The following is a 21,116-nucleotide window of genomic DNA, read 5'->3' as shown; positions in this document are numbered from 1 at the left end:
CCTTATGAGGCAGGCCGGTTTTCCAGCAGGGGATTCCGGCCCCATTGCCTCAGCAGAGCGTTCAGGGCAATAAGGGGGAGGCCCACCAGGCTGTTCGGGTCCCGGCCCTCAAGGGCCTCGAACAGAGTAATGCCGAGGCCTTCCATCTTGAAGCTGCCGGCGCAGTCGTAAGGTTTCTCCCGCAATAGGTAGGCCTCTATCTCCTCATCAGCCAGTTCCCGGAACCTGACGTTAAACGGCTCGCAAAGGCTGTCGATTTTGCCGGAATCGGAGTCGAGCAGCGCCAGGCCTGTAAGAAACAGTACCCTGTGACCACTGCTCTGGCGTAACTGCTCTGTCGCCATTTCGTGGTTGCCGGGCTTGCTCAGTACCGAGCCGTCGGGCAGGCAGGCGACCTGGTCCGAGCCGATGATCCAGTGGCCGGGGAACCGGTCCGCCAATTCGCGGGCCTTGCTCTCGGCCAGACGTGTCGCCAGGGCCTCGCCGGTCTCGCCTTCATGGGGTGATTCGTCGATATCCGGGCTTGCGCAGGTGAACGGCAAGCCAAGCCGCTCCAGGAGCGCTCTCCGGTAAGGTGATGAAGACGCCAGTAAAAGCGGTTTTGGGGGCATTGATCGAGTCCTTTAAGTACCTGGCCGGTGCATCTGCTGTGCGATTATCGTAAATTACACCTATCTGCACTGGAACCCCCGTGAAAAAGCAACGAAGTCTTTGACAGCGGCCGGCTGCGCCCCTAAAATTGCGCGCCTATGTCAAACGCGTCCAACGCCGAGTTGCCCAAATCTGTTGATCCTTACCGGTTAGCGGAACATAACAGCACACTGGAGGGAGTGATTCCCATCAGCGGGCTTGGCCGTTTTCGGGAATCCGTTCTCGGGTTTTCGGAAGGCGCTGCGTGCCGGGTCAAACTGTCTTTTTTTATGGATGGTGAGCGTCGTCGAGTTGTTTCGGGCGAGCTGGCGGCCCCGGTTGATCTGGAGTGTCAGCGGTGCATGGGCGCCATGAGCGTGACTCTGGTCTCCGAGTTCAAGCTGGGTCTTGTTACCAGTGACGAGCAGGCGCAACAGCTGCCGAAAGAACTCGAGCCGTTTTTGACCGATGATTTTACGGCGGACCTCTGGTCGATGGTGGAAGACGAGCTGTTGCTGGTTTTGCCACCTTTTCCGCTTCACGAACGGGACCAGTGTCCTGCCCGGGAAGATCTGGAAGCCTACGAGCCTGACAGCTCCGGGGCAGAGCCGGTGAGAAAGTCGGGTGAGAATCCGTTCAGTGTCCTGGCGGATCTCAAGAAGACAAAGCATTAACCGGGCGTGGGTCGTCCCTCGGGAGACCGGCGCACATTTAACGAACAGACGTTACTTATTCAGCAATTCAAGTTTACGTTAACAGGTCAGGAGCATAATCATGGCTGTACAGCAAAACCGTAAGACCCGTTCCAAGCGTGGCATGCGCCGTTCACACGACGCCCTGAGCGCCGCTGCTCTGAGCACCGATGCGACTACTGGTGAAGTTCATCGTCGTCACCACGTGTCTCCGGACGGCTTCTACCGCGGCAAGCAGGTAATCGAAGCACGCGACGAGTAATCTCGTTGCCGCTATGCACCGTCCCGAATCGGATGGCAGAACGGTGAAGCCGGTCACCATCACGATTGATGCAATGAGTGGCGACCGCGGGGCTGCCGTCGTGGTTGCCGCATCGCTGCGGGCGGTGCGTGAAAACGAAGCCTTGAGCATCGTTCTGGTGGGAATCCGGAGCGAGCTCGAGGCTTTGTTGCGTGAGGGGCACGCCCGAATTCGCATTGTCGAGGCGGCAGACGTTGTTCGGATGAACGAGCGCCCCTCCCACGCTCTCCGCCACAAGAAAAACTCTTCCATGGCCATCGCCCTGAGTCTTGTTCGCGATGGCGAGGCCCAGGGCTGTGTCAGTGCCGGTAACACCGGTGCATTGATGGCATTTGGGCGCACCATTATCCGCATGTATCCGGGTATCGAGCGCCCGGCTATTGCCAAACTGATTCCCTCGCTCAGGGGGCGCTGTCACGTCCTTGATCTCGGCGCCAATGTCGACTCAACCGCCGAAAATCTCTATCAGTATGCCCTGATGGGGTCCCTGATGGCCTCTGCGATCTGCAGCCAGGCGGAACCAAGGGTCGCTCTTCTGAACGTCGGTGAGGAAGAGATAAAGGGCAATGAACAGGTCCGGCTGGCGTCTCATATGCTGGCCCAGTGCGATACCATCAACTACATCGGTTATGTGGAAGGTAGCGATCTGTTCCGGGACGTCGCAGATGTGGTCGTCTGTGATGGCTTTGTCGGCAATATAGCCCTGAAAACCGGCGAGGGTGTTGCCGGTCTCCTCATAGAGCTGATGGAACAGGCCTTCACACGAAATCTCTACGGCCGACTGGTCGGCCTGCTGGCCCGTCCGATTATCGGTCGGCTTCTGCAATTGATGGATCCTTCCCGACACAACGGTGCCAGTTTGCTCGGTCTCCAGGGCGTGGTGATCAAAAGTCATGGCAACGCCAATGAGCGGGCCATGTTGTCGGCCATTCGACAGGCCGTTCGGGAAGTTGAGCTGGAAGTACCCCGCCGTATCAACGAGCGTCTCGACGATCTCATGCTTTGAGTGCCTGAGACTAAAGTCTGTCCCGGTTTGGCCACGCATTCGCGGATAATTGGCCTAACTTGTACTATTGGCTAATCTCACGTAACCACCCAATGACGATAAGATCCCGCTTATGAAATCAGCCTTTATTTTTCCAGGACAAGGGTCGCAATCGGTGGGCATGCTTTCGGCTGCCGCTGAAGCCTGGCCCATCATCGACAGAACCTTTTCCGAAGCCTCCAATGTTCTCGGCTATGACCTCTGGGATCTCTGCCAGAAGGGGCCGGCGGAGGAATTGAATAAAACCATGGTGACGCAGCCTGCGCTCCTGACGGCCAGTATTGCCCTCTGGCGGCAGTGGTTTGTTGCCGGCGGTTCTTCTCCCGATTTTCTCGCCGGTCACAGTCTGGGAGAGTACAGCGCCCTGGTGGCGGCAGAGAGCCTCGATTTTGTTGAAGCGGTCAAGCTGGTTCGCCTGCGTGGTGAGCTCATGCAGGACGCTGTGCCGGCTGGAGAAGGGAAGATGGCAGCCATCCTTGGTCTTGAGGATGATGCCGTTGTGGCAGCCTGTCAGGATGCGGCACAGGGCGATGTGGTATCTGCGGTAAACTTCAATGCCCCTGGTCAGGTGGTTATTGCTGGCTCGGCAGCCGCAGTTGAACGGGCTATTGAAGCCTGCAAGGAAAAAGGCGCGAAGAAGGCCATGCCATTGCCTGTAAGCGTGCCATCGCATTGCGCACTTATGAAAGGCGCCGCGGAGGAACTGGCGAAAGCGTTGGAGGATGTTCGCTTTAATGATGCTGTCATCCCGGTTATACAAAATGTTAACGCTGCCGCCGAGACCGAATCCGCTACACTGAAGGCCAACCTTCTCAAGCAGCTTTATTCTCCGGTGCTCTGGACGGACTCTGTGCGTGCCCTCGTTTCCAATGATGTCGAAGTTGCAGTCGAGTGCGGCACTGGAAAAGTTTTGGCAGGGCTGGCCAAACGTATCGACCGGGCTTTGGCCGTTCACAGTATCGAAGACCCGGATTCGCTGGCGAAGGCGCTGGACGCTTTCGGTCAGTCCTGAAACGAAAGGGAGTTATTCATGTCTCTGGAAGGTAAAACCGCACTGGTCACCGGTGCTACCCGCGGTATTGGTCAGGCCATTGCCCGTGCGCTGGCCGCGCAGGGTGCCGAAGTTGTCGGAACAGCAACCAGTGAAGCCGGTGCAGAATCCATCACCAACGATCTCCAGTCGGCCGGTTACAAGGGTTACGGCATGGTCATGAACGTTGCAGACCCTGCCAGCATTGAAGCCGGTTTGAAGGAGCTGACGGAGAAATCGGGGGCTCCCCTGATTCTGGTCAACAATGCCGGCATTACCCGTGATAACCTCCTGATGCGGTTGAAAGATGATGACTGGGCCTCGGTTCTGGAAACCAATCTGTCCAGCGTCTATCGGACCAGCAAGGCCGTGCTTCGTGGCATGGCCAAGGCCAAATGGGGCCGGATTATCAATATCAGCTCCGTGGTTGCCGGTATGGGCAATGCGGGGCAGGGCAATTACTGCGCCGCCAAGGCCGGGGTTGAAGGGTTTACCCGAAGCCTGGCCAAGGAAATGTCGAACCGCGGTATCACTGCAAATTGCGTGGCTCCCGGATTTATTGACACGGATATGACAAAAAAACTGGACGACAAGCAGCGTGGGGCTATGCTGGAAATCATACCCGCGGGTCGTCTGGGTGAGCCGGAAGAAGTGGCAGCCGTGGTTGCCTTCCTGGCATCAGATGCAGCCGGATACGTGACGGGTGAAACCATCAACGTGAACGGCGGAATGTACATGGGATAAGCCCCTTTCGGGGTCTGTGCGCAACCCCTTGTCGCACAACATGTTTATCAGAATCCCTGCTTGTTTGCAGGTAGGGTTTAAACTAAACTGGCAGCACTAGAGTTGCTTGGTTGACACACAAAGTGAGGACATTATGAGTACAGTTGAAGAGCGCGTGAAGAAGATCGTTTGTGAACAGTTGGGCGTTAAAGAGTCCGAAGTTCAGAACTCATCTTCTTTTGTAGAGGATCTTGGCGCTGACTCACTGGACACCGTTGAGCTGGTTATGGCGCTGGAAGAGGAATTTGAAACCGAGATTCCAGATGAGGAAGCCGAGAAGCTGGCCAGTGTTCAGGACGCGATCGACTACATCGTCGCGCACACCTGATACTCTGCAATTAAGTAAGCCAGGCAAAAAGCCGTCCTTGTGAAACATCGAGGGACGGCTTTTTTATTGGCTGAATATCAGCTTCAATCTGCGTTCAGATTCATTCGGACAAGTTCAGGTGCAACAGGTTATGGCTAAACGGCGAGTTGTCATTACAGGTATGGGCATGCTGTCTCCAGTCGGCAATAGTGTGGCGTCGTCCTGGGAAGCGATTCAGGCCGGGCGCAGCGGGATCGGTATGATCGACCGCTTTGACGCGTCTGCCTATAACACCAGAATTGGTGGGGCCATTCGGGATCTGGACATGGAGTCCTACCTGTCCCCGAAGGATGCCAGAAAGCTTGATGCCTTTATCCATTATGGCCTGATTGCTGCGCAGCAGGCAGTTGACAGCAGTGGGCTGGAGTCGTTTGAGAAGCTTGATCGGGAGCGAGTAGGTATTGCAATCGGCTCCGGGATTGGCGGCCTTGAGTACATAGAGAAGAGCGTCCTGACCATGGACAAGTCGGGGCCCCGAAAGGTTTCCCCGTTTTTCGTGCCTGCTTCTGTCATCAACATGATCTCCGGCAATGCCGCGATCCGTTTCGGATACCGTGGCCCCAACATTGCGATCGTGACAGCCTGCACTACCGGCACCCACAACATTGGTTACGCGGCCCGCACGATTGCCTATGGCGACGCCGATGTCATGCTGGCAGGTGGCTCGGAAATGGCGACGACGCGTACCGGTATGGCTGCGTTTTCGGCTGCGCGGGCTCTGTCTACCCGTAACGATGAACCGGAAAAGGCCAGCCGCCCCTGGGATAAAGACCGGGACGGCTTTGTGCTCAGCGATGGCGCCGGTGTCGTTGTGCTTGAAGAGCTTGAACACGCAAAGGAGCGGGGCGCCACCATATACGGTGAAGTTGTCGGTTTTGGTATGAGCGACGACGCCCACCACATTACAGCGCCGCCCGAAGATGGCGAGGGCGCCGCCCGATCCATGGCGAACGCAGTTCGTGATGCTGGCCTTGATCTGGAAGAAATCGACTACATCAACGCCCATGGAACCTCCACCCAGGTTGGTGACGTGGCCGAAGTGGCTGCAGTTCGTCGGGTGTTCGGCGCGCATGCCGAAAAGCTGGCCATGAGCAGCACCAAGTCCATGACAGGTCACCTGCTTGGAGCTGCTGGTGCTGTGGAAGCGATCTTCTCGGTTCTGGCCATTCGGGATGGGGTCCTGCCGCCCACCATCAATCTGGACAATCCGGATGAGGGTTGCGATCTGGACCTTGTGGCACACACGAGCCGTAAGGCGGATGTGCGGGTAGCCCTATCCAACTCCTTCGGGTTCGGTGGTACCAACGGCACCCTGATTTTCCGTCGCTACGAAGGCTGACCCCCGCCGTGTTTCGTCTTTTCTGGGCTGACGACGGTGGCTTGCCCGCCAATGACCGCGGTTTGGCCTACGGCGACGGGCTGTTTGAAACGATCCGCATGGTTGAGCAGAAAGGAGTCCTGCTTTCGCGACACCTTGAGCGCATGGTTCGTGATGCCGGTCGGTTGGGCATCGAGGTTTCGCGAAGGGATCTGGCGAACGTTTGTGTCCAGGCGGCGCAGCGCTTTGCCGGTCGATTCAGGGGGGAAGGCTGGATTCTCAAACTGACCCTGACCAGGGGCAGCGGTGGGCGGGGTTACCGGCCTGCTCCCGGGATGGAGCCAAACCTGCTGGTGTCGGCTTCACCGTTGCCTCCGATGCCGGATATTGCCGGAGAGGCCGTTGACTTCTCGAAAGTCCCCCTGTCTGTTAATCCTGTCTTGGCAGGTATCAAGTCTCTGAACCGGATCGAGCAGGTATTGGCCGCCGCTGAACTGGGGCCATCCCTTTTCGAGGTCATCATGGCTGATCACGGCGGCAATCTGGTGGAGGGTACCCGCACCAATCTTCTGCTCCGGCAAAGCGATGGCTGGGTGACACCGCCGGCATCCAGCCTTGCGGTTGCCGGCGTTCTCAGGCAATGGGTGCTTGAACGGCTGAGGCAACAGGGGGAAAGGGTGTCGGAGCGTCCGGTTGCTGTAGACGATGTCCTCGGTCCGGATTGCCATGGGCTATTTCTTCTGAATAGCGTTCTTGGGTTTGTTCCGGTTCGCACTATTGCCGGTCATGATTTGCCTGTCGATGGTGGACTTGCGACAATCTTCAATCCTCTCGAAACACTGGAATAAATCGTTTGTTCAAGAAGTTATTGCTTGCGTGTGTTTGTGCTGCTGTCCTGATCTCAGCGGGAACCGGTCTGTGGGTGTGGCAAGGCTTGAAAGGCCTTGAAAAGCCAGTCGAGTTCGAAGAGCCGCTGCTTTTTCAGGTTCCCCAGGGTGCGTCTTTCACGGAAGTGGCGGGTCGCCTTGAAGATGAAGGATTGGTCTCGGACCGGCTGTGGCTCAGGCTATATGGTCGCCTTGACCCTGGGCAGACCCGGATCAAGGCTGGCGAGTATGAATTCCTTGATGGCATGAGTCCCGTCGACATGATTGGCATCATGGTCTCCGGCGATACCAAGCACTGGTATGTGCAATTTATCGAGGGATGGACTTTTCAGGATATGAGGGCAGCACTGGCAAACGCCGAGCGATTGCAAAAGCTCACAGGCGAGTGGTCCAGTGAAAAGATCATGGCGGCTGTCGGTGCGGAAGGGGAGCATCCTGAGGGGCGGTTTTTCCCGGATACCTACGCCTTTACCAGCACCGAGTCCGATCTGGATCTTCTGAGGCGTGCCTTCAGCCGTATGGAATCAGTGCTGGCTGAGGAGTGGGCAGCACGGGAAGATGGGTTGCCCTATGAAAACCCCTATGAAGCTCTGATCATGGCCTCTATTGTGGAGCGCGAAACTGGCGCCCCGGAAGAGCGCGACCAGGTTGCAGGGGTATTTGTTCGCCGCCTCCAGAAGGGAATGCGCCTGCAAACCGATCCCACGGTTATTTATGGTATGGGCGATAGTTATCAGGGCCGTATCGGCCGTAAGGATCTGCGCACCTACACGCCCTACAACACATACAGAATCAATGGACTGCCCCCAACGCCCATCGCCCTGCCTGGCCGTGAATCCATTCACGCGACCCTGCATCCGGATGATGGAGATGCGCTCTATTTCGTTGCCCGTGGCGATGGTACCCACAAATTTTCACGCACACTGGCGGAACACCAGAAGGCTGTGCGTGAGTTTCAGCTTAACCGACGTGAGGATTACCGCTCCTCGGTTAAGCAGGGTGGAGAATGAGCATGAGAGGGCAATTCATTACGTTTGAAGGTACAGAAGGCGTTGGCAAGTCCACTCAGTTGGCGAATGCCGCCAGTACCCTCGAGAACCTCGGTGTGGATGTGTTGGTAACCCGTGAGCCTGGCGGCACCCCCATGGCCGAGCACATTCGCGAGCTGCTGCTGGCAACCCGGGATGAGGTGGTTCACGAAACCACGGAACTGCTGTTGATGTTTGCAGCCCGCGCCCAGCACTTACATACGAGAATCCTGCCGGCACTCGACGCTGGTCAGTGGGTGCTGTGCGACCGGTTCACCGATGCCACATTTGCCTATCAGGGAGGTGGGCGCGGTGTGTCGCAGGAGCGGATTGCATTGCTGGAAAACCTGGTTCAGGGTAACGTCCGTCCTGATCACGTGATATTGTTCGATGCGCCAGTGGAAACCGGAATGGCCAGAGCAAGGCGTCGGGGTGAACTGGACCGGTTTGAGCAGGAAGATCTGGAGTTTTTTCAGCGAATCAGAAATACCTACCTCGACCGTGCCAATGAGGCCCCGGATAGATATCATATTATCAACGCGGCGCGCCCACTGAATCAGGTTTCCGAGGAGGTTGTCCAGCTGCTTACCGGTTTATTGAGCCCGACTGGTCATGGCTGAGGCCAGCTTGGTAGTTTTGGAGGTTTAGCCTTCATTCGTGCACTTTTTGTAAGGTTCTGCTTTAATTGATGTACATTCTCAATTAAAGACTGGCAGTCTTGATGGTCGACGCAAAACTTCTAAAACTCCCCAGCGCAGCGCATCAGCACCGCCACGAACATCATCAGATCGTGATCGGTGTCAGAGGGGAAGCCGAACTGAGTGTCGACGGGACAGGGGCTCGTCTGGATACCTGGAGAGCCTGTTTCGTGCCCACGGAAGCCCAGCACGATTTTTGTGGCAGTCACTCCAACCATGTTCTGGTCATTAATCTTGATCCACTGACTCCCGCGTTTAACACTCCGGCCCATGCGGATTACGAGCGGATGATGCGAGTCTTTGAGAAGCCGCGCACCCTGCAAATGGACAGTCGTTTGCAGGGCTTTGTCCAGTTCACCGCTACCGAATTTGATCGCGCGCCAGAGAACGCAACGCTCCAGCAGCACCTGGCTACCAGTATTCTCTACTGCATGGCCGACAGGATAGCCGGCGGGCAGACGCAATCTCCCGATCGGAACCCCGTAAGCCCGGAAGTCGTTCGATCGTACATCCTCAATAACCTGCACCGAAAAATCACCGTTGAGGAAATGGCGGGGAAGGCCTGTCTCAGTGTCAGCCGCTTTCACGAGGTATTCAGGGATGCCGCTGGTATAACGCCCCATCAATTCCTTCTTCAGACGCGTCTGGAGCAGGCCTCTGAACTTCTTGTCTCAACGTCACTCTCGGTATCTGAAATCAGTTACAGAACCGGCTTCTCATCTCAGAGCGCTTTGACCAACGCGTTACGAAAATACAAGGGAACCACGCCGTCCAGGCTACAGGCGGGTGCTTACGCTGCCTGATTCCGTGTTCTGAGCCCTACAACCGTAGGATTGTGCAAAAGAATCGTAGGATTTCGTAAGCCTGGCGTCCGTAGTAATACTAACTTATAGCGGTTGGGAGCCTGGCTTGAATGGCTGACTGCATTGGCGTCAAGAACCCGAGATGAGGATCACGCCGCGCAGGTGAGTCACTGAACAATCCCGTTCCGATAAGGAACAATTTTCGTGTGAACAAGAAGAACAGTGCAGCGCGTTGTCGGCAGGTCAGTTCTGTGCTTCGCGAGCGAACCTGATTCCGACTCATTAAACCGGAGGAGCCCTATGGCTATTGGTGTTTGGATAAGTCTCTTTGCATATTTTGCGCTCATGATTGCCATTGGCATATTCGCGATGCGCAGATCTACCTCATCATCTGAGGATTACATGCTAGGCGGACGGGCGCTCAGTCCGAAAGTGGCCGCCCTTTCGGCGGGTGCCTCGGATATGAGTGGTTGGCTGCTTCTGGGTCTTCCCGGAGCTTTGTATGTATCTGGCCTGGGTTCCGCGTGGATCGGTATTGGCCTCTTTGTCGGTGCGTTTTTCAACTGGACGCTGGTTGCACCGCGCCTTCGGGAACAGACGGTTCACTATGGGAATGCCATTACCATTCCGTCTTTCCTTGCTAACCGCTTCCCGACTCAGGCGTTATCGCTGAGAACGGTATCCGCTATCGTTATCGTCATCTTTTTTGCGGTTTACACTGCGTCCGGTCTGGTTGCTGGCGGCAAACTGTTTGAAAGTGCGTTTTCCGGTATTTTCAACTTTGGTGGCTTGAGTGATTACGCGGTGGGTATTGTCATTACGCTGGGCGTGGTGCTGGCCTACACCGTTGTGGGTGGTTTCCTGGCAGTAAGCATGACGGACTTCGTGCAGGGCTGCATCATGATGCTGGCACTGGTGATCATGCCCGCGGTTGTGCTATTCGGAGAAGGCGGTGGCGGTTTTGGCCAGGCTGCTGAAACTCTGAACTCGGTCGATCCCACGCTTCTGTCATGGACGGAAGGCCTGACCTTCATCGGTTGGTTGTCTGCGGTTACCTGGGGCCTGGGGTATTTCGGTCAGCCTCACATTATCGTGCGCTTTATGGCCATCCGTACCCTGAAGGATGTTCCGATTGCCCGTAATATTGGCATGGGCTGGATGGGTATCTCCCTGATTGGTGCGATCTCGCTGGGTGTTTTCGGCCGGGCGTATGCCGTTCGTAACGGTATGGATATTGCGGATCCGGAAACGATCTTCATCATTCTGTCCGATCTGCTGTTCCATCCGCTGATCACCGGTTTCCTGTATGCAGCTCTGCTTGCGGCAGTTATGAGCACCATCTCGAGTCAGTTGCTGGTGTCTTCATCTTCTTTGACTGAAGATTTCTATCGACTGTTCCTGCGCAAGGAAGCAACCGATAAGGAGTGCGTCAATATTGGCCGGGTGTGTGTGGTGCTGGTTGGCCTGGTTGCCGCGGTCATTGCATCCGATCCGAATTCACAGGTTCTGGCCCTTGTCAGTAATGCCTGGGCCGGCTTCGGTGCAGCTTTTGGTCCGCTGATTATCCTGTCGCTGATGTGGCCGCGCACGAATGGTGCCGGTGCCATTGCTGGCATGGTAGTGGGTGCAGCTACGGTTATGATCTGGATTTCTCTGGGTTGGAACGGTGAGTTTATGGGTGGTCCTGGTGTTTATGAGATCATTCCTGGCTTTATTGCTGCTTTCATCGCCATTGTTGCGGTGAGTATGGCTACCGAAGACGCAAACGAGTATCAGCACATTACACGCTAGGGCGCTAGCAGCTGGGCGCCGGAACTTCAGGTTTGGCGCTTATGCGAGTCGTGCTGATGTCAACAAACCCTCGCCTCAAGGGCGGGGGTTTGTTGTATCTGACGCCGGAGGCCTGTTGGTGGAAGCTGGAATGACTTAGACCATAGGCGATGGTTCATGATTTGAGCTGGTAGATCTCTGTCCGAGCCGCTACATTAATTAAGGTCAGATTCCAGCTTGAGAAAACAATAATCGCGAAAGGACAAAGGGTTATGAGAAACAATCGATATCTGAAATCAACACTGAGCCTGCTTGCGGCGGCTATGGTTTCTTTTTCCTCGGGGGTGCACGCCGAGGGTAATTATGTAATGGGCACTGCGACTACGGGTGGCACCTACTATCCGGTTGGCGTCGCTATTTCCACGTTGGTTAAGGTAAAACTGGAACCAACGACCAATATTTCCGTGTCCGCCATCAGTTCAGCCGGATCAGGCGAAAATCTGAAGTTGATGGACGAGGGGCAGATCCAGTTCGGTATTTTGCAGGGGCTATACGGCGCCTACGCCTGGAACGGCACAGGGCCAGTACCACAGGCCTATAAAAATCTGCGCTCGGTTTCCATGCTTTGGCAGAACGTTGAGCATTTTGTGGTCCGTAACAACGTGGTTGAGACCGGTACTATTTCGGATATGACCAACCTTTACGATGAGAGCTTCTCTATTGGAGCCCGGAATTCCGGTACTGAAGGTTCCGGTCGTTTTATCCTGGGCAAGGTCGGAATTGATCTGGAGCAGGTGGACATCGCCTATCTCGGCTATGGTCCCAGCGCTGACGCCATGCAGAATGGAAACATCGATGGTATGAACATTCCGGCCGGTGTCCCCGCATCTGCGGTTACCCGTGCCTACGCCAACCTCGGTGGCGAAATAACAACACTGGACTTTACCGAGGCGCAGCTGGCCGAGGTGAACAGTGATTTTGAGCTCTGGACGCCCTACCTGATCCCGGCTGGTACCTATCCGAACCAGGACAAGGACATCAATACTATCGCCCAGCCGAACATCATGGCGGCCCGAGCGGATGTCCCGGAAGAGGACGTGTATCAAATCACCAAGACAATTTATGCCAACCTGGCGTTTCTGAATAACATTCATCCGGCAACCAAGGCCATGGCGCTGGAGAAAGCGATTGCCGGTCTGCCGATGCCGCTGCATCCCGGGGCTGCGCGTTTTTACCGTGAGCAGGGAATTGAGATTCCAGAACGGCTGATTGCGGAGTAGTTGTGGCAGACCAATCAACAGGCGGGCCTCTCAGCGAGGTCCGTGATGAAAGTGCCAGCGAAGCTGGCGAACGCCTTGATCACCGGCTCTTCGGGCCGGTGATTTTTGGCCTCGCGATTCTCACCTCACTGATACACCTCTATTTCAACACGGTTTCTACGCTGTCAGAGCTCTGGACCTCAGCTTTGCACTTTGGTCTTTTCGGACTGATCTGTGCGTTGACCACCCCCATGTTCAAGGCTCGCTCAGTGGCTGGTAAGCGGGCTGTGCTTGGCATCGATGTTTTTCTTGGTCTGGCGGCGATGGCCTGTGCCGCTTACCTGATTCTGTTCGAGAACGCGCTCTATGAGCGAGGCGTTAATTTCAGTACCGGTGACTGGATCGTCTCGATTGCAGCGGTATTGCTGATCCTTGAATTTGGCCGCAGAACAGTGGGTTGGTTTATCCCGGTACTGTGCATTCTGGCGTTATCCTATGTCGCCTGGTGGGGCCAGTATGTTGACGGCATTTTTAATTTCCCGGGGCTCACCTGGGAGACTGTGCTGTTTCGCTCCTACATTGGCGGGCAGGGTATGCTTGGGTCGATTGCCCGGATCTCCTGGACCTATGTCTTCATGTTTATTCTGTTTGGGGCCTTCCTGGTAAAGTCCGGTGCCGGAGACTTTATCATTGAGCTTGCTCGCTGCGCTGCGGGGCGCTTCGTTGGCGGCCCGGGATTCGTTGCCGTATTTTCTTCAGGACTGATGGGTTCGGTGTCTGGCTCAAGTGTCGCTAATACTGTATCTACCGGTGTGATCACGATTCCGCTGATGCGTAAGGCCGGTTTCCCTGCCCGTTTTGCTGCAGGGGTTGAGGCAGCGGCCTCGACGGGTGGTCAGCTGATGCCACCGGTGATGGGCGCGGGGGCCTTTATTATGGCCTCTTATACGCAGGTGTCCTATCTCACGATCATTTCTGTCGCCGCATTGCCGGCGCTGCTCTACTTCCTTTCGGTGGCCATGTTTGTCCGTATTGAAGCCAAACGCAGCCACGCCACCCGGCTGGAGGATGCTGAAGCGCCTACGTTGAAAGAGGTGCTGAAAGATGGCTGGCATTTTCTGATGCCCTTGGTGGTGTTGGTTGCAGCGCTGGTTTATGGATTCACGCCTACCTACGCGGCCGGAATAGCCATCCTCTCCGTGATCGTCGCCTCGTGGCTGTCGAAGCATCCCATGGGGCCTCGGGACATTCTGGACGCCCTGGTGATGGGTGCCCGCAATATCACCACAACAGCGATTCTGCTGATCACTGTGGGGCTGATAGTGATGGTGGTGTCCACTACCGGGATCGGCAATACTTTTTCAATAATGATTACTGACTGGGCCGGTGGCAGCCTGTTGATCACCATCCTGCTGGTCGCCCTGGCGTCGCTCATCCTTGGTATGGGCCTGCCGGTAACGGCAGCTTATATCGTGCTCGCCACACTCTCCGCGCCGGCTATCTACAACCTGATTGCACAGAGTCAGCTGCTGGACCTGCTTGTGAGTGGCAACCTCCCGGAGCAGGCCAAGTCCATCTTCATGCTGGTAGCACCCGATAAAATGGAGTTGCTGAATGCGCCCATGGACACGGCTACGGCGCAGCAACTGCTGGCCTCCGTTCCGGACACCTTCAGCAGTCAGCTGCTTGAGCAGGCACTGTCACCGGCAACCCTGTCGATAACCCTGGTGGCGGCGCATATGGTGATCTTCTGGTTATCCCAGGACTCCAACGTGACACCGCCGGTCTGTCTCACGGCCTTCGCCGCGGCGGCGATTGCCGGCACACCACAGATGCGGACCGGCTTTACCGCCTGGAAGTTGGCCAAGGGCCTTTACATAGTGCCGCTACTGTTCGCCTACTCACCGTTGATTACCGGGAACTTCACCGAAATGATTCAGGTGTTCTGCTTCGCGTTATTCGGCGTTTACGCCATCGTAGCGGGGCTTGAAGGATACCTTGAGCATCCGCTGAATCCAGTGGTGCGTCTGCTGATGTTCCCCATCGGTTTGTTGATGCTCTGGCCCCATGGCCAGGTGCTGCTGGATGGCGCTGGCCTGGTGATCTTTGTCTTTGCGTTCGTGTGGAGTAGCCGCCAGGGCCGCCGGATGGCCACGCCAGCAGCTGCATGACAGGACCCTGACGATGACACTGTTTGAGATCCTGGCTCTGTTAGCGCTGGGTGGCATTGCCGGCTTCATTAACGTGTTGTCCGCGGGAGGGTCCATGCTGACCCTCCCGTTGCTTATGTTCCTGGGGTTGCCGCCGCAGGTGGCCAACGGTACCAATCGGGTGGCCATTACGTTGCAGAGCATCACTGCGGTGGGCAGTTTCTACCGCATGGGGCATGGCAACCTGATGGTCAGTCTGCACCTTGCTGTGCCGGCAATTCTCGGTTCGCTCCTGGGCGCCTGGGTTGCGACCTGGGTGTCAGACGCGGTGTTCGAGGTCGTCCTGGTGTCGGCCATGATCGGTGCCTCGGTATTCATGCTGTTACCTCAGCCCTCACTGAATACCCGCCCCCTGACCACAGACCGGCTGAGTCCGGGCATCTACCTGGCGATGTTTGTGGTTGGCATGTACGGCGGGTTTATACAGGTCGGCGTTGGTGTGCTGTTCATCGTGGTGCTTTACCACATGCTGAAAATCGACCTGAGGCAGGTGAACGTGCTCAAGGTTTCCATCGTGCTGCCCTTTACCTTTGCCGCGCTGGTGGTATTCGCTATCAACGATCAGGTGCGCTGGAGTGTCGGGCTGACCCTGGCTCTTGGCAATGTCACCGGTGCCTTTATAGCAACCCGGGTAAACATGAGCAAGCAGGGCGCGCGCTGGGTCAAGGGAATAACCCTGATAATGGTGGCGGCTATTCTGGTTCGACTGATCCTGTACTGATCATGATTTGAGGAGGTATAGAAAAAATGAAAGCAATGGTCATTGAAGAGTTTGGCGGGCCGGATGTGTTCGTTGAGCGGGAAGTGGACACACCAGAGCCTGATGAAGGTCAGGTTCGCATCAGGGTGGTGGCTTCCAGTGTGAACCCGCTCGAAACCAAAATTCGTTCAGGGCTGGTGAAAACCGGCCCGGCAATGCCCGCGATCCTGAATGGTGACGTCTCGGGAGTGGTGGATAAGGTTGGCCCCGGTGTGGCCGGCTTTGCCGAAGGCGATGAAGTGTTTGGATGCGCCGGTGGCGTCGGGGGCTGGCAGGGCGCGCTGGCAGATTTCATGATCGCCGATGTTCGATTGCTGGGTAAGCGTACTCCGGCCATGGAATTGCCTCTGGCTGAGTGTGCGGCATTGCCGCTGGTGTTCCTGACTGCCTGGAGCGCCCTGGTCGATCGGGCGGGGATTCAGCCCGGTGAGCATGTGCTGATTCATGCCGGCACCGGTGGCGTCGGCCACGTTGCCATCCAGATTGCCAAATACCTGGGTGCCCGGGTCGCCACCACCGTCTCAAACGAAGCGAAAGCGGAGCAGGCGCGGGCACTGGGTGCCGACGACATTATCTTTTACCGGGATGAGTCGGTAGAGGACTACAAGCAGCGCCTGACAAACGGCAAGGGCTTCAGCCTGGTGTTCGATACCGTCGGTGGTGGAAACGTGGACAAGTCCATTGAGGCCGCGGCAGTGAATGGTCGCCTGTGCTCAATCAATACCCGGTCAACCCATGATCTCAGTCAGATGCACGCCAAGAGTCTGACCCTGCACGTGATCTTCCGTTCGATTTCGCTATTACACGGGATCGGCATGGACGATCAGCCACGATTGGTGAAGGCATTGTGTGACATGCTGGAGCAGGGCAAGGTCAAACCGTTGCTGGATACTCAACGCTACAAGTTCACCCAGATCAGTGACGCGCATCGTCGTATTGAGTCGGGTGAGGCTGTCGGCAAAATCCTGCTTGAGCGATAAGCTTTTCGGGGCATAAAAAAACGCCAGCCCGAGGGCTGGCGTTTTTCGTGGAGATTACCGTAAAGGCTTGATGCTCAGGCGACATTCGCCTCAGCAGCCTTCTTGGTGTAGTTCTCCATCTGGTCGAAGTTGAGATACTTGTAGATCTCTTTCGACATGCTGTTTAGGTCCTTCGCGTACTCCATGTACTCCGCAGGGGAGGGGAGTTTGCCCAGAACCGCACCCACAGCCGCCAGTTCCGCAGACGTCAGGTACACGTTGGCACCATCGCCGAGGCGGTTCGGGAAGTTACGGGTGGAAGTGGACAGTACCGTCGACTTCGGAGCTACGCGTGCCTGGTTACCCATGCACAGGGAGCAGCCCGGCATCTCGGTGCGAACACCGGCGGTGCCGTAGGTGTTGAAGTAACCTTCTTCCATCAGCTGCGCCTGATCCATCTTGGTCGGCGGCGACATCCACAGACGCGTGCTCAGCGGGCCTTTGTGCTGCTCAAGCAGTTTGCCGGCGGCGCGGAAGTGACCGATGTTGGTCATGCAGGAGCCAATGAATACTTCGTCAACCTTGTCGCCAGCCACTTCGGACAGGAACTTGGCATCGTCCGGATCATTCGGGCAGCATACGATCGGCTCTTTGATGTCAGCCAGATCGATTTCGATGACGTGTGCATACTCGGCATCTTTGTCGGCACGCATGAGCTTCGGATCAGCCAGCCACTCTTCCATCTGCTGGGCACGACGCTCCAGGGTACGCGGATCGCCGTAACCCTCGGCAATCATCCAGCGCAACATGGTGATGTTGGAACGCAGGTACTCGGCCACGGAGTCTTCAGACAGGTTGATGGTACAACCCGCGGCGGAACGCTCGGCGGAAGCGTCAGACAACTCGAACGCCTGCTCAACGGTCAGGTGCTCAAGGCCTTCAATTTCCAGGATGCGGCCGGAGAATTCGTTGATCTTGCCTTTCTTCTCAACGGTCAGCATGCCTTGCTTGATGCCGTACAGCGGGATGGCGTGTACCAGATCGCGCAGGGTGATGCCGGGCTGCATTTCGCCCTTGAAGCGAACCAGAACGGATTCCGGCATGTCCAGAGGCATAACGCCGGTCGCCGCGGCAAACGCTACCAGACCGGAACCGGCCGGGAAGGAGATGCCCATCGGGAAACGGGTGTGGGAGTCACCACCGGTGCCCACGGTGTCCGGCAGCAGCATGCGGTTCAGCCAGGAGTGGATGATGCCGTCGCCCGGGCGCAGTGAAACACCGCCGCGGGTACGGATAAAGTCCGGCATGGTGTGCTGCATTTCCACGTCAACCGGCTTCGGGTAGGCAGCGGTGTGGCAGAAAGACTGCATAACCAGGTCAGCCTGGAAGCCAAGACACGCCAAGTCTTTGAGTTCGTCCCGGGTCATCGGACCGGTGGTGTCCTGGGAGCCTACGGTGGTCATGTGCGGCTCGCAGTAGGTGTTCGGACGAACGCCTTTGCCTTCTTCCAGGCCACAGGCCTTGCCAACCATCTTCTGGGCCAGGGTGAAGCCTTTGGTGCCGGCTTCGGGATCTTTTGGCAAGCGGAACAGGTCGGTCGCGCCCATGCCCAGTGCTGTGCGGGCCTTGGCAGTCAGGCCACGGCCGATGATCAGCGGGATACGGCCGCCGGCCTGAACTTCGTCCAGGATCACATCAGACTTGAACTTGAACTCGGAGATAGTCTCGCCGGCCTCGTTCAGGATCTTGCCGTCATACGGGCGGATCTCGATAACATCGCCCATGTTCATGTCGTCGACGGGGGCTTCGAACACCAGGGCACCGGCATCTTCCATGGTGTTGAAGAAGATGGGAGCGACCTTGTTACCGATGCAGACACCGCCGGCACGCTTGTTCGGCACGCCCGGAATGTCGTCACCGAAGAACCACAGAACGGAGTTGGTGGCCGACTTACGGGAGGAACCGGTACCGACAACATCACCTACGAAGGCTACAGGCAGGCCTTTGGACTTGATCTCGTCGATCTGGCTCATGGGACCGGTAACGCCGGGCTCTTCCGGCTTCAGGCCGTCGCGTTCCATTTTGTAGGCAGCGCGGGCATGCAGCGGGATGTCCGGACGGGACCAGGCATCCGGAGCCGGAGACAGGTCGTCGGTGTTGGTTTCGCCAGTGACCTTGAACACCACCATCTTGGTGCTCTCTGGTACCTTCTTCTTATTGGTGAACCACTCGCCGTTGGCCCAGGATTCGATAACTGCCTTGGCAACCGGATTGCCAGCGTCCATCTTTTCCTTCACGTCGTTGAAGGCGTCGAACATCAGCAGGGTGCGCTTCAGCTGCTCACCGGCCAGCTCAGCCAGCTCGGAGTCGTCCAGAAGATCAACCAGGGTCGCAATGTTATAGCCACCCTGCATCATGCCCAGCAGCTTGACTGCTGTCGGCTTGTCCAGCAGCGGAGAGGAGGCTTCGCCTTTTACGATAGCAGTCAGGAACGCGGCCTTTACGTAGGCGGCTTCGTCGACACCCGGCGGTACGCGGTTTTCCAGGAGATACACCAGGGTGTCTTCCTCGCCGGCCGGCGGGTTTTTCAGCAGATCGACCAGAGCAGCAGTCTGCTCGGCGTTCAGGGGCTTGGGAGGAATACCCAGGGCTTCACGTTCGGCAACGTGTTCACGATAGGCTTCTAACACGATATGGACCCTCATCAGTTGGAATGTCCCGCGCCGTTGGCTTCATGCCTTGGCGGGAGGTTTTGGCGGAAAGGCCGCAGGAGCCTCTGAATAATGCCTCAAATCACCGATGGGGTTTCAGGGTTTATTCAGAGACTCCTTTATCTGGCGCTGCATTCTATAGGAAACCCCTTATAAAGTTAAGTTGGACAGAGGTCGGAGGAATCTGTTAAGTGCGCTATACTCGCCGCCCGCAAATCAACAACTGTATTCAACCATGAACGACGCCCTGCAAGAGATTCACAACTTCCTGCCGTGCCGGACCCCTCAGCAATGGATCGACAATGCCCTGGCGAACCAGGACCTGATGCTGATCGATCACGCCCATTGCGAAAAGAAGGCCGCCTCCACCGCGCTCAGCCTGATGTACCGGTACGTTGACAACACCGACCTGCTGAACAAGATGTCCCGGCTGGCCCGTGAGGAGCTCCGGCATTTCGAGCAGGTGCTCGCGATTATGAAAAAGCGCGGCGTGGACTATTGCCATCTTACCCCGGCCCGATACGCGGCAGGATTAAGACAGGAAGTCCGGTCAGAAGATCCTGGCCGCCTGGTGGATGTGTTGATTGTGGGCGCCATTATCGAGGCGCGCTCCTGTGAACGGTTTGCCGCGCTCGCTCCGTTCCTGGATGAGAAGCTGGCGGATTTCTACACCAGTTTGCTGAAGTCCGAAGCCCGGCATTACCAGGACTACTTGACTCTGGCCGAGCAGGCCGCTGGTGAACCGATCGCGGCCCGTGCGGAGGATTTTCTGGCCCTGGAGCGGGCGTTGATTGAAGATCCGGATCAGGAGTTTCGCTTTCACAGCGGGCCCATCTCAGCGTAACTGCCGACAAAGCTCTATCCAGGCATCAATTCCGGCGCTACGGTATTTCTGCTTGTGCAGGATGAAATAGAACTGCCGATCAAACTGACGGTGTTCCGGTACCGTCAGTGGCACCAGACTTCCGCGCTTGAACGCGTCGGCCAGCACCACTTCCGAAAGGCAGCCAATGCCCAGGTCGGCTTCCACTGCCCGTTTTATGGCCTCGGTGTGTTCCAGCTCCAGCAGCACATTCAGATCCGGCAACAGGCCGTGCATGCCCCGCTCAAAACTCTGGCGGGTTCCTGACCCCTGCTCACGCATGATCCAGGTGGCGGTGCGCAGGTCTTCATCCGTCAGTGATGTTTTTTGGGCCAGTGGATGGGTGGGTGAACAGAACACCACCAACTCATCTCCCCGCCAGGGCAATACATCCAGTTCTGAAGACTGCAATTCCCCCTCGATCAAACCAATATCCAGCTCGAAGTCCCTCACTCGTCTTGCGATGGTGCTGGTATTGGCGACTTCGAGGGAGACTCTGGGATGGGTAGGGGTATTCATGTATTGGGCCATGACCCCCACGGCCAAATAGTTCCCGATAGTCAGGGTGGCACCGACTTTCAGGGCGCCCACCTCCGTGTGTTTGCTGAAGGCCTGTTCCAGCTCATTGGCCTGGGCAAGGACGGCCTCCACCTTGGGGCGGTAAAGCCGCCCCAGCTCGTTTAACTGGAGCCGTTTGCCAACGCGGTCGAACAGCTGGATGTCGAACTGGTTTTCCAGTTCTTTCAGCGCACTGCTGGCTGCCGATTGCGACATGGCCAGCGATTCGGCAGCACGGGTAATGTTCTGGAAATGGGCGGCTGCCAGGAAAACTTCCAGCTGTCGAAAACTGTACTTCATAACTTTTCGCTCTTAATCGGCTCACTCGAATAAGGTTATGAGAATATCCCATTTTCCCGATAGGTTAGTGTCGGGTTAGACTTAGCGCAATCCAAAATTGAATCATTCGCCGTAAGAAAGCGTAACGAACAGGCAAGAGGTTTAC

20 protein-coding genes are annotated in these 21,116 nt (G+C 56.7%); 17 read left to right on the top strand and 3 right to left on the bottom strand.

What is annotated here, in order from left to right; genetic code table 11:
* Nucleotides 1-2: 2 nt before the first annotated feature.
* Nucleotides 3-611, bottom strand: coding sequence for a Maf family protein (locus tag AC5JQH_RS02145; RefSeq protein WP_273070921.1), 609 nt, complete (start codon nucleotides 609-611; stop codon nucleotides 3-5).
* Between the two features lie 138 nt (nucleotides 612-749).
* On the opposite strand from AC5JQH_RS02145, the gene AC5JQH_RS02140 reads away from it, so the two are divergent.
* From AC5JQH_RS02140 to AC5JQH_RS02065, 16 genes are all read left to right on the top strand, one after another.
* Entirely contained in the window at nucleotides 750-1,304 is a 555-nt protein-coding gene (locus AC5JQH_RS02140) for a YceD family protein (RefSeq protein WP_008174965.1), read from the top strand.
* A 100-nt stretch (nucleotides 1,305-1,404) separates the two neighbouring features.
* Nucleotides 1,405-1,584 carry a 50S ribosomal protein L32 gene (gene rpmF / locus AC5JQH_RS02135; RefSeq protein WP_008174968.1) on the top strand — a complete coding sequence of 60 codons (180 nt, stop codon included), beginning with the start codon at nucleotides 1,405-1,407 and terminating at the stop codon, nucleotides 1,582-1,584.
* Nucleotides 1,585-1,627: 43 nt separating this feature from the next.
* Nucleotides 1,628-2,629: a phosphate acyltransferase PlsX gene (plsX, locus tag AC5JQH_RS02130; RefSeq protein ID WP_014577545.1), complete on the top strand. Its 1,002-nt coding sequence runs from the start codon at nucleotides 1,628-1,630 to the stop codon at nucleotides 2,627-2,629.
* Between the two features lie 112 nt (nucleotides 2,630-2,741).
* Nucleotides 2,742-3,680, top strand: coding sequence for an ACP S-malonyltransferase (gene fabD, locus AC5JQH_RS02125; protein ID WP_039882075.1), 939 nt, complete (start codon nucleotides 2,742-2,744; stop codon nucleotides 3,678-3,680).
* A gap of 18 nt (nucleotides 3,681-3,698) precedes the next feature.
* Nucleotides 3,699-4,442: a 3-oxoacyl-ACP reductase FabG gene (gene fabG / locus AC5JQH_RS02120; RefSeq protein WP_008174974.1), complete on the top strand. Its 744-nt coding sequence runs from the start codon at nucleotides 3,699-3,701 to the stop codon at nucleotides 4,440-4,442.
* A 133-nt stretch (nucleotides 4,443-4,575) separates the two neighbouring features.
* Complete coding sequence (gene acpP / locus AC5JQH_RS02115; protein WP_012136033.1) at nucleotides 4,576-4,809, top strand: acyl carrier protein; 234 nt, start codon at nucleotides 4,576-4,578, stop codon at nucleotides 4,807-4,809.
* 130 nt (nucleotides 4,810-4,939) lie between these two features.
* Nucleotides 4,940-6,187 (top strand): beta-ketoacyl-ACP synthase II, encoded by a 1,248-nt coding sequence (gene fabF / locus AC5JQH_RS02110; protein WP_493805233.1) that lies wholly within the window; start codon nucleotides 4,940-4,942, stop codon nucleotides 6,185-6,187.
* 8 nt (nucleotides 6,188-6,195) lie between these two features.
* Nucleotides 6,196-7,014, top strand: coding sequence for an aminotransferase class IV (locus AC5JQH_RS02105; protein ID WP_008174980.1), 819 nt, complete (start codon nucleotides 6,196-6,198; stop codon nucleotides 7,012-7,014).
* A 5-nt stretch (nucleotides 7,015-7,019) separates the two neighbouring features.
* The gene (mltG, locus tag AC5JQH_RS02100; RefSeq protein ID WP_008174981.1) at nucleotides 7,020-8,063 is read left to right on the top strand and encodes an endolytic transglycosylase MltG; all 1,044 of its coding nucleotides are present in this window, start codon (nucleotides 7,020-7,022) and stop codon (nucleotides 8,061-8,063) included.
* Nucleotides 8,060-8,701 carry a dTMP kinase gene (gene tmk, locus AC5JQH_RS02095; RefSeq protein WP_039882076.1) on the top strand — a complete coding sequence of 214 codons (642 nt, stop codon included), beginning with the start codon at nucleotides 8,060-8,062 and terminating at the stop codon, nucleotides 8,699-8,701. Before mltG ends, tmk begins: the two co-directional genes overlap by 4 nt.
* A 101-nt stretch (nucleotides 8,702-8,802) precedes the next feature.
* Nucleotides 8,803-9,582 carry a helix-turn-helix domain-containing protein gene (locus AC5JQH_RS02090; protein ID WP_008174983.1) on the top strand — a complete coding sequence of 260 codons (780 nt, stop codon included), beginning with the start codon at nucleotides 8,803-8,805 and terminating at the stop codon, nucleotides 9,580-9,582.
* Nucleotides 9,583-9,882: 300 nt separating this feature from the next.
* Nucleotides 9,883-11,373 carry a sodium/proline symporter PutP gene (gene putP / locus AC5JQH_RS02085; RefSeq protein ID WP_008174984.1) on the top strand — a complete coding sequence of 497 codons (1,491 nt, stop codon included), beginning with the start codon at nucleotides 9,883-9,885 and terminating at the stop codon, nucleotides 11,371-11,373.
* Between the two features lie 251 nt (nucleotides 11,374-11,624).
* Nucleotides 11,625-12,632 (top strand): TAXI family TRAP transporter solute-binding subunit, encoded by a 1,008-nt coding sequence (locus AC5JQH_RS02080; RefSeq protein WP_008174985.1) that lies wholly within the window; start codon nucleotides 11,625-11,627, stop codon nucleotides 12,630-12,632.
* A 2-nt stretch (nucleotides 12,633-12,634) separates the two neighbouring features.
* Complete coding sequence (locus tag AC5JQH_RS02075; protein WP_008174987.1) at nucleotides 12,635-14,782, top strand: TRAP transporter permease; 2,148 nt, start codon at nucleotides 12,635-12,637, stop codon at nucleotides 14,780-14,782.
* 13 nt (nucleotides 14,783-14,795) lie between these two features.
* Nucleotides 14,796-15,542 (top strand): sulfite exporter TauE/SafE family protein, encoded by a 747-nt coding sequence (locus AC5JQH_RS02070; RefSeq protein ID WP_008174989.1) that lies wholly within the window; start codon nucleotides 14,796-14,798, stop codon nucleotides 15,540-15,542.
* 26 nt (nucleotides 15,543-15,568) lie between these two features.
* Nucleotides 15,569-16,561 carry a zinc-dependent alcohol dehydrogenase family protein gene (locus tag AC5JQH_RS02065; RefSeq protein WP_493805232.1) on the top strand — a complete coding sequence of 331 codons (993 nt, stop codon included), beginning with the start codon at nucleotides 15,569-15,571 and terminating at the stop codon, nucleotides 16,559-16,561.
* A 74-nt stretch (nucleotides 16,562-16,635) separates the two neighbouring features.
* Here AC5JQH_RS02065 and AC5JQH_RS02060 read toward each other — a convergent pair whose 3' ends face one another.
* Entirely contained in the window at nucleotides 16,636-19,230 is a 2,595-nt protein-coding gene (locus AC5JQH_RS02060) for a bifunctional aconitate hydratase 2/2-methylisocitrate dehydratase (protein WP_008174993.1), read from the bottom strand.
* A 256-nt stretch (nucleotides 19,231-19,486) separates the two neighbouring features.
* On the opposite strand from AC5JQH_RS02060, the gene AC5JQH_RS02055 reads away from it, so the two are divergent.
* A complete protein-coding gene (locus AC5JQH_RS02055; protein WP_008174995.1) occupies nucleotides 19,487-20,095 on the top strand; it encodes a MiaE family protein in 609 nt (202 codons plus the stop codon).
* Here AC5JQH_RS02055 and AC5JQH_RS02050 read toward each other — a convergent pair.
* The gene (locus AC5JQH_RS02050; RefSeq protein ID WP_008174997.1) at nucleotides 20,087-20,971 is read right to left on the bottom strand and encodes a LysR family transcriptional regulator; all 885 of its coding nucleotides are present in this window, start codon (nucleotides 20,969-20,971) and stop codon (nucleotides 20,087-20,089) included. The two genes, AC5JQH_RS02055 and AC5JQH_RS02050, sit on opposite strands and share 9 nt — an antisense overlap.
* Nucleotides 20,972-21,116 lie beyond the last annotated feature (145 nt).

Source organism: Marinobacter sp. H13 (genome assembly GCF_059072335.1).
This window is presented reverse-complemented; position numbering and strand designations above follow the sequence as displayed.